This window comes from Bradyrhizobium sp. (assembly GCF_016462955.1).
In the GTDB taxonomy this organism is placed as follows: domain Bacteria; phylum Pseudomonadota; class Alphaproteobacteria; order Rhizobiales; family Xanthobacteraceae; genus Bradyrhizobium.
This window is the reverse complement of record NZ_JAEMSD010000322.1, coordinates 1-8,160: the sequence shown is the minus strand read 5'-3', so window position 1 is coordinate 8,160 and position 8,160 is coordinate 1. Positions and strand designations below refer to the sequence as shown.

The 8,160-nt window shown below is 63.0% G+C and carries 5 protein-coding genes and 1 pseudogene; all 6 read right to left on the bottom strand.

Annotated elements, in window-relative coordinates; genetic code table 11:
• A partial coding sequence (locus JHD07_RS26625) for a GTP-binding protein (protein WP_291627448.1) occupies positions 1-151 on the bottom strand: 151 nt, incomplete at its 3' end.
• 33 nt (positions 152-184) lie between these two features.
• Positions 185-655, bottom strand: coding sequence for a 30S ribosomal protein S7 (gene rpsG, locus JHD07_RS26620; RefSeq protein ID WP_018647239.1), 471 nt, complete (start codon positions 653-655; stop codon positions 185-187).
• A 15-nt stretch (positions 656-670) separates the two neighbouring features.
• Positions 671-1,042 (bottom strand): 30S ribosomal protein S12, encoded by a 372-nt coding sequence (gene rpsL, locus JHD07_RS26615; RefSeq protein ID WP_007603006.1) that lies wholly within the window; start codon positions 1,040-1,042, stop codon positions 671-673.
• Between the two features lie 865 nt (positions 1,043-1,907).
• Entirely contained in the window at positions 1,908-3,944 is a 2,037-nt protein-coding gene (locus JHD07_RS26610; protein ID WP_291627442.1) for an ABC transporter ATP-binding protein, read from the bottom strand.
• 134 nt (positions 3,945-4,078) lie between these two features.
• A complete protein-coding gene (locus JHD07_RS26605; RefSeq protein ID WP_291627440.1) occupies positions 4,079-6,133 on the bottom strand; it encodes an FAD-dependent oxidoreductase in 2,055 nt (684 codons plus the stop codon).
• Positions 6,134-6,324: 191 nt separating this feature from the next.
• Positions 6,325-8,160: pseudogene (locus JHD07_RS26600) on the bottom strand (DNA-directed RNA polymerase subunit beta'); the annotation flags it as partial.

The following is an 8,160-nucleotide window of genomic DNA, read 5'->3' as shown; positions in this document are numbered from 1 at the left end:
CCATCGTCGCGGCACCTTCGTGCACTTCGCCGATCTTGTGGCTCTTGCCGGTGTAGTAGAGGATGCGCTCGGTCGTCGTCGTCTTGCCGGCGTCGATATGCGCCATGATACCGAAGTTACGGTAGTCCTCGATGGCATGTTGGCGGGGCATGGGGTGTTCCTTGCGAGTCCGTTTGTTTCGCCGTTACCAGCGATAGTGCGAGAAGGCGCGGTTGGCTTCCGCCATGCGGTGCACGTCTTCGCGCTTCTTGACGGCGTTCCCCCGGTTGTTCGATGCGTCCAAGAGCTCCGCCGAGAGCCGCTCGGTCATCGTCTTCTCGTTGCGCTCGCGCGCGGCCGCGATCAGCCAGCGAATGCCGAGGGCCTGGCGGCGGGTCGAGCGAACCTCGACCGGAACCTGGTAGGTCGCGCCGCCGACGCGGCGGGAGCGAACCTCGATGGTCGGCATGACGTTCTCGAGCGCCTGCTCGAACACGCCGAGCGGGTTCTGCTTGGTCTTGCTCTCGATGATGCCGAACGCACCATAGACGATGCCTTCCGCAACCGACTTCTTGCCGGCGTACATCACCGAGTTCATGAACTTCGTGACGATGATGTTCCCGAACTTCGGATCCGGGAGAACTTCGCGCTTTTCCGCAGAGTGGCGACGAGACATAGGCTTGGTTCCCGCTTACTTCGGACGCTTGGCGCCGTACTTCGAACGACGCTGCTTACGGTTCTTGACGCCCTGGGTATCCAGAACGCCGCGGAGGATGTGGTAGCGCACGCCCGGCAAGTCCTTGACGCGGCCGCCGCGGATCATGACCACCGAATGCTCCTGGAGGTTATGGCCCTCACCGGGGATGTAGCCGATCACCTCGAAGCCGTTGGTCAGGCGCACCTTGGCGACCTTACGAAGCGCCGAGTTCGGCTTCTTCGGGGTCGTGGTGTAGACGCGGGTGCAAACACCACGCTTCTGCGGCGACTGCTGCAGCGCCGGCACCTTCTTGCGCGACTTCTGCACTTCCCGCGGTTGAGCGATCAGCTGGTTGATCGTCGGCATCCTGGCCTTACCCTTTGTTCTGCCGCGGCCCCTTTCGGGTCCGCTGTCTTGCCGCGGCCCGTTGCCGGGACCGCAAATTCTTTCGAGCCACCCGCCCGAAGGGGGCCGCCTCGCGCGGAACGATCCGCGCAAAGCGAAATTGCGCCAACCGCTCCATCAACGAGCGGAAAGCGCTTCGACGCCACAGAGGACCGCAGTCTTCAGGCCGTCAGCTCAAAGCCGCGGCCCGCACACTGAGGTCATGCATCCGAATTCGATCTCAAGAGAACTTGCTCAAGAGAACTAAAGTCGCACTGGCATTGCCTAGCTATGATCGACAGCGTTTGAGCGGCATTCGTCGAGGTTGGTGCCCGCCTTGAGCGATCCTTTTGAAGCAAGTTCTTGGGGATCAACGGGTGGCCCGTTCCGACGCTGGCGATGCTCACCGCCTGTCGTTAAGTGAGGCGCTTTCTATAGGCGAGAATCGGTCCAGTCAAGGCGAAACGACAGTCACGAAGCGCTTCAGGAGCCTTGGCAAATCGCTGTCTGCGGCCTCGCCGCACCGTCCTGATATAGGCGCGCAGCCTTCAATCCGCCACCCTGCGGCCGGATTAAATCCGGGTACAAAGCAATTATATAACTCTCAGCGAGGGCCTGGGCTTTTAATCCGTTAACAAGGGTTAATCTCTTGGCTCCGGTAACACTCCGCGAGGGAACGCCGCCTCATCGGCGCAGCGTGGCCGGGCTCGACCGGGGCCGCCGATATCGCCGATTGAGCCTTTGGCCGACCCATCCGCATGAACCATCCGATCGATTCTCCGAATCGACGAACGCACCGTCAGAAGCGGACCGCACGAATGACGATCACCGGAATCACTGCGGCCGATCAATCCCGATCGTCGCCGTCCTCATCGTCCTCGAGGTCGTCTTCGTCCTCTTCGTCTTCCTGGTCCCTGCCGTCGTCGTCATGAGCCGCCGCGCCATGCGACTGATGGATCTGGTCGTTCCAGAGCTTGCGATAGGTCCCGTTCCTGGCAAGCAACTGGGCATGCGAGCCGCGCTCGATCGCCCTGCCCCCTGAAATCACGATGATCTCGTCCATCTCGACCACCGAGGTCAGGCGGTGGGTCGACCAGATCAGGGTGCGGCCCTTGGCGACCTTGAGCAGCGTGCGGTTGATCGCCGCTTCCGTGGTCTGGTCCAGCGCCGAGGTGGCTTCATCCAGCAGCAGCACCGACGGGTTACGGATAATCGCGCGTGCGATTGCGATGCGCTGGCGCTGGCCGCCCGACAGCGTGTCGCCCCGCTCGCCCACCGGCGTGTCGTAGCGCTGCGGCAGGCTCATGATGTAGCGGTGGATCTCGGCCTTCTTGGCCGCCTCCTCCACCTCCTCATCGGTCGCGCCCTCCTTGCCGAGCCGAATATTCTCGCGGATAGACATGTTGAAAAGCATGTTCTCCTGGAACACCACCGCCATGCTCCGGCGCAGCGAATCCAGCGTCACCTTGCGGACATCGACGCCGTCGATGGTGACGCGGCCTTCGTCCGGCACGTAAAGCCGCAGGATCAGATTGAGCAGCGTGCTCTTGCCGGAGCCGCTCGGACCGACGATCGCGATGCGCTTGCCGGCATTGAGCTTGAGGCTGAAATTGTCCAGCACCGCCGTCTGGCTGCCCTCGTACCGGAAGGTGACGCGATCGAAGGTGATGTCGTTGGTAATGCGCGGCAGATCGGGCGCACCCGGGCGATCGGCGCCACGAGTCGGCTCATCGAGCAATTCCTGGATGTGCCGGATCGCGGCGGCCGAGGAGATCGAAACCGGAACGAAATGCATCAGATGGGCGATGTTGTAGGAGACCTCCCAGAACGCGCTCTCGAAGGTGACGAAGGTTCCGATGGTGATCTGGCCCGTTGTCGCGAGATACGCGCCGATCGCGAGCACCACGAGGTGCAGGAGCAGCACCGAGATGGTCACCGTTCGCTCCACCATGGTCGAGAGGAAAGTGGCCGCAGCGATCTTGTTGCGGGTCTCGTCGTTGCGCAAGGTGAAGAAGCCGAACATCTTGCGTTGCAGGCTGAACGCCTTGATCACGGCCTGGGCCGCCACGTTCTCCTGCACCATGCCGAGCATTGCGCTCTCGTTGAGCTTCTGCTCGTAATTGGCCTGCACCGCCTTGGGAGTCAGGATACGCGGACCGATCAGCGTGATCGGGAACACCAGCAGCGCGACCACGGCGAGCTGCCAGTTGAGGAACAACATCAGGATGATGCCGGCGATCAATTCCAGGAACGGCAGCGCGGCACTGTTGGCAAACGTCTTGACCGAGCCTTCGAAGGCCGAGAGATCGACCGAGAAGCGCGACAGGATCTCGCCGCGCTTGGTACGGCCGAAATAGGCGGCCGGCAGGTCCTGGACGTGCTCGAACAGCCGTTTGCGGACATCGGAGATGATGCACGCGGCAAGCCGCGCGTCCCAGCGCTCGTACCAGACGGCGACGATCGAGGTGAAGATGCCGGCGACTGCGAGCACGCCGAGGATCTTGTAGAGCGCCTGAAAATCCTCCTCGCCGAGCGCGTCGTCGATCAGGAATTTGAGGCTGAGCGGCATGATGACGTTGAACAACGTCTCGACCACGACGCCGAATGCCACGAATGACAGCATCCGCTTGTAATTGGAGAGATAGGGCTTGACGAAGCCGAGGATAGTCGCGAGCGCACCGGCGGCTTCGCGCGCCGTGAAGACGACGAGGTCCTCGTCCTCATCGTCGTCGTCGAGTTCCAGCCCGTCATCCTCCTCGTCGTCCTCGTCCTCGTCCTCGTCGGGTTCGAGGTCCGGATTGACGCGAGCAAGCTTATCCTCGAGCTCGGCCGCGTCTTCCGCGGCGGCCTTCTGTTTGTCGGGCGGGAGGGGCTTGGACGCCATGAAACCAACCGATGCTGACGGCCGGCATGACCGCAGAGAAGCAGGAAACAGCGGTAACCGCTATTGAACCGATTCTATGCGATCAGGATGAATTCGGCAAAACAATTGGCGAATTCGATCGGCGTCTTCCGGGGCTAGTCCTCGTCCTCGACCTTATCGAAGAAGGAATAGCGCAAGGAGTCGGCGTCCGCGTACCATTGCCCCGGCCCCTTGTTGGCGGCGAGGGTCGCCTCCCAGAGCGCGTCGGTGCAATCCTTGCGGTGCATCGACAGATCGAAGCCGTTCCCGAAGAACAGTTCGGACCATTCCCACCAGGTGCCGAGCTTCTTCACGCCGCGCAGGAGGTCGTAGCGGTCGATCAGCGCCGGCGCCATGTCCGAGGTGACTGAGCCGAACACCAGCCCACTCTTGACCACGCGGTTGAGCTCGCGGATCGCGCGGACCACCTGCTTCGGGGAAACGTGGCAAAGGCTGGTCTCGAACACGAAGTCGAACGCACCGTCCTTGAACGGCATGTCGGTGATCGAGCCGAGCTTGTTGTACTTCTTCAGCGCCTTCGGCGTCCTGGCGTGAATGGGGCGGTTGTTCTCGATGCCCCATGCGTCGATGCCGCGGTCGCGCAGCGCGCCGACCAGCTCGCCGCTGGCGGAGCCCGCGACCAGCAGCTTGGCGCCCGTCGGCTTGCCCCAGACGATGCCGATCAACCTGGTGAGATAATCGGGATCGGTGAATTGCCGCCACGCTTCGTGATAGGGGCCGAGGCCGCGATAGTTCTCGAAATAATCGCGATCGATCTTGTCCGAGAGCGGCTGGTTCTCCTGCGCGCGTTCGCGGCGCAGGCGCATCATCTCGGTCAGGATGATATCGGTCGCCGCGTCGGAGGAGTCGAGCAAGCCGTTCAGAGTCGAATCGAACAGATAGTCGCCGACCACCACGATGCCGGGATGGTCCTTAGGCTCGGGCCGGTGATTGGTCATGACGTCGCGCACGGGCAGACCACCGGGGACCGCATTCACCGACGACAGCCAGCGATGGATCTTGCCTTCCATGAAATGCGCACGAGCATCGCCGAGCGAGGCCGCGCTGAAATCGCTGCCGGCCTCGATCAGCTCCTGATCCGACAGATTGGCGAACGCCAGCGCGTCGGAACCGGGAATGAGCCAGTTCAGCACGCCATGCTTGCCGACGTCGTGACGTGCGCCCTCGTTGTAGACGCAACAGCCGCCGAAGGCTTCCGACATGAACCAGGCGCCGGGAATCTTCTCGCCCCAGAACGGCTCGTCGAACAGGATCGAGACGCGCAGATAGTGCGCGGGGCGGTCGAAATAGGCGACGTGCTTGACCATCGACTTGCGCAGCTGCTCGCCCTCCCAGCTGAGGGTGGCGAGCCAGGAATGCGGCAGGCAGACCAGCACGAGATCGAAGTCGCGGGTCTCCGGTCCCTTGCCGTTCATCATCTTGAGCTGATAGCGACCGGTCGGGGCCTTGCCGACGGTGAGCACGCGATGATTGAGCTGAATGTCGGCATTGACCTCCGACTGCAGGCACTCGATCAGCTGCTCGTTGCCGTTCTGGATGGAATAGAGGCCGATATAGCCGTCGACATCCATCAGATAGTTCTTGAGCGCGTTGAGACCGTTGGTGTTGTGGCTCTCGGTCGCGATGTCGGAGCGCGCCATCACCTTGAAGAAGCGCTTGGCCGTCTCGTCCGCGACCTCCTCGTCGAGCACCTGCTCGGCGGTCTTGTAGGCCCAGGGATTCTCGTTGTCGTGCGCGCCGACGCCCTCGTAATATTCGATCGGCGACATCACCTCGGCGCAGCGCTTGCGGAAGGCCTCGATCGCGGCCGCGGTCTTGGCGCCGTATTTGCGGCGCATGCCCGGCACGTCGTTGACGAGCTCGCCGCCGAAATGCACCTGCTCGGCGTCCATCGGAATGGTCTGCAGTCCGAAATGCTGGATCAGCTCGCGCAGCGGGTCCGGCCCCGTCATCGAGTAGTCGTAGATCTCGGCAACGCCGGCCTCGTACATCGCAGGCGCCGAATCGAATTTGCGCGTGACGATCTTGCCGCCGAGCCGGTCCGAGGCCTCGTAGATGGTGACGCGGCAGAGATCGCCGAGCTTGCGCTTCAGATACCAGGCGCTCATCAGCCCGCCGGGGCCGCCGCCTACAATTGCGAGATCAAGCATGAAAGTTCCGTGGTCTCCGGCCCTGCCCCCTTCGCGGGACACCGGTCCAAGCTCTCCTAGCAGAAGCGCTTTTGCGGCTGAAGGAAAGATGAACGAAGGTTGATCCCGCAACGCAGCAAGCCAGGAAGGCAGCAAAAAGGCCGGCAAAAGCCGGCCTTTTCATTGTTCTCGGTATTCCTACGGATGAACGATCATTCCGCAGGCGGCAGCGCAGGAAGCTCGGCTTCCGGCGCGGGCGACACGACGGCCGCCTGCTTCTCGCGCTCGTCCAGAATCAGCTTGTCGCGCTTCATGGCGACTTCGCGGATCTTGGCCATGGAGGCGCCGGTGCCCGCCGGGATCAGCCGGCCGACGATGACGTTCTCCTTGAGGCCTTCGAGCGGATCGATCTTGCCGTTGACTGCCGCTTCGGTGAGGACGCGGGTGGTCTCCTGGAACGATGCCGCCGAGAAGAACGAGCGGGTCTGCAGGCTCGCCTTGGTGATGCCGAGCAGAACCGGCGTTCCCGTGGCGGGCTTCTTGCCCTCTTCCTTGGCCTTCTCGTTCAGCGCGTCGAACTCGATCTTGTCGACCTGCTCGCCGGAGATCATGTCCGTGTCGCCCTGGTCGGTGATTTCCACCTTCTGGAGCATCTGACGGACAATCACCTCGATGTGCTTGTCGTTGATGAGCACGCCCTGGAGCCGGTAGACCTCCTGGATCTCGTTGACCAGATAGGCCGCGAGTTCCTCGATGCCCTTCACCGCAAGGATGTCGTGCGGCGCCGGGTTGCCTTCCACGATGAAGTCGCCCTTTTCGACGACGTCGCCGTCCTGAAGGTGGATGTGCTTGCCCTTCGGGATCAGGTACTCGCGCGGCTCGTCGGTCTTGTCCATCGGCTCGATCGAGATGCGGCGCTTGTTCTTGTAGTCGCGCCCGAACCGGATCGTGCCCGCGATTTCGGCGATGATCGCCGCATCCTTCGGACGCCGAGCCTCGAACAGTTCCGCCACCCGCGGCAGACCGCCGGTGATGTCACGCGTCTTGGCGCTTTCGGTCGAGACACGGGCGAGGATGTCGCCGGGTTGGACCTTGGCTCCGATGTCGACCGAGAGAATGGCGTCGACCGACAGCATGTAGCGGGCATCGCCGCCACGGGCGAGCTTGAGCACCTTGCCGTCCTTGCCCTTGACCACGATGGCCGGACGCAGGTCCGCACCGCCGCGAGTCGAACGCCAGTCGATGACCACGCGCTTGGCGATACCGGTGGCCTCGTCGAGCGTCTCCGAGATCGACTGCCCCTCGACCAGATCCTCGAAGCCGATGGTTCCTTCGACTTCGGTGAGCAGCGGACGGGTGTAGGGATCCCACTCGACGATGCGCTGGCCGCGCTTGACCATGTCACCCTCGTCGACGTGCAGGCGCGAACCGTACTGGATACGGTGCGTCGCACGCTCGGTGCCGTCGGCATCGACGATCGCGACCACCATGTTGCGCACCATCGCGATCAGGTGACCTTCGCTGTTGCGGGCGATGGCCTTGTTCCTGATCACGATCTTGCCGACGAAATTGGCTTCGATGAACGACTGCTCGTTGATCTGCGCCGCACCGCCGATGTGGAAGGTGCGCATGGTGAGCTGGGTGCCCGGCTCGCCGATCGACTGCGCCGCGATGACGCCGACCGCTTCGCCGTGGTTGACCGGCGTGCCGCGGGCGAGGTCGCGGCCGTAGCACTTGCCGCAGATGCCGTTGACGAGCTCGCAGGTCAGCGCCGAGCGGATCTTCACCTCCTGGACGCCACCCTGCTGGATGGCTTCCAGATGGCTCTCTTCCATCAGCGTGTCGCGCTTGATGATCACCTTGCCCGAGCTATCGCGAATGTCCTCGCAGGCCGTACGGCCCAGGATGCGCGAGCCGAGCGAGGCGACCACGGTTCCGGCATCGACGATGGCGCGCATCTTGATGCCGAGCTTGGTGCCGCAGTCGCTCTGCGTGATGATGCAGTCCTGCGCCACGTCGACGAGGCGGCGGGTCAGGTAGCCCGAGTT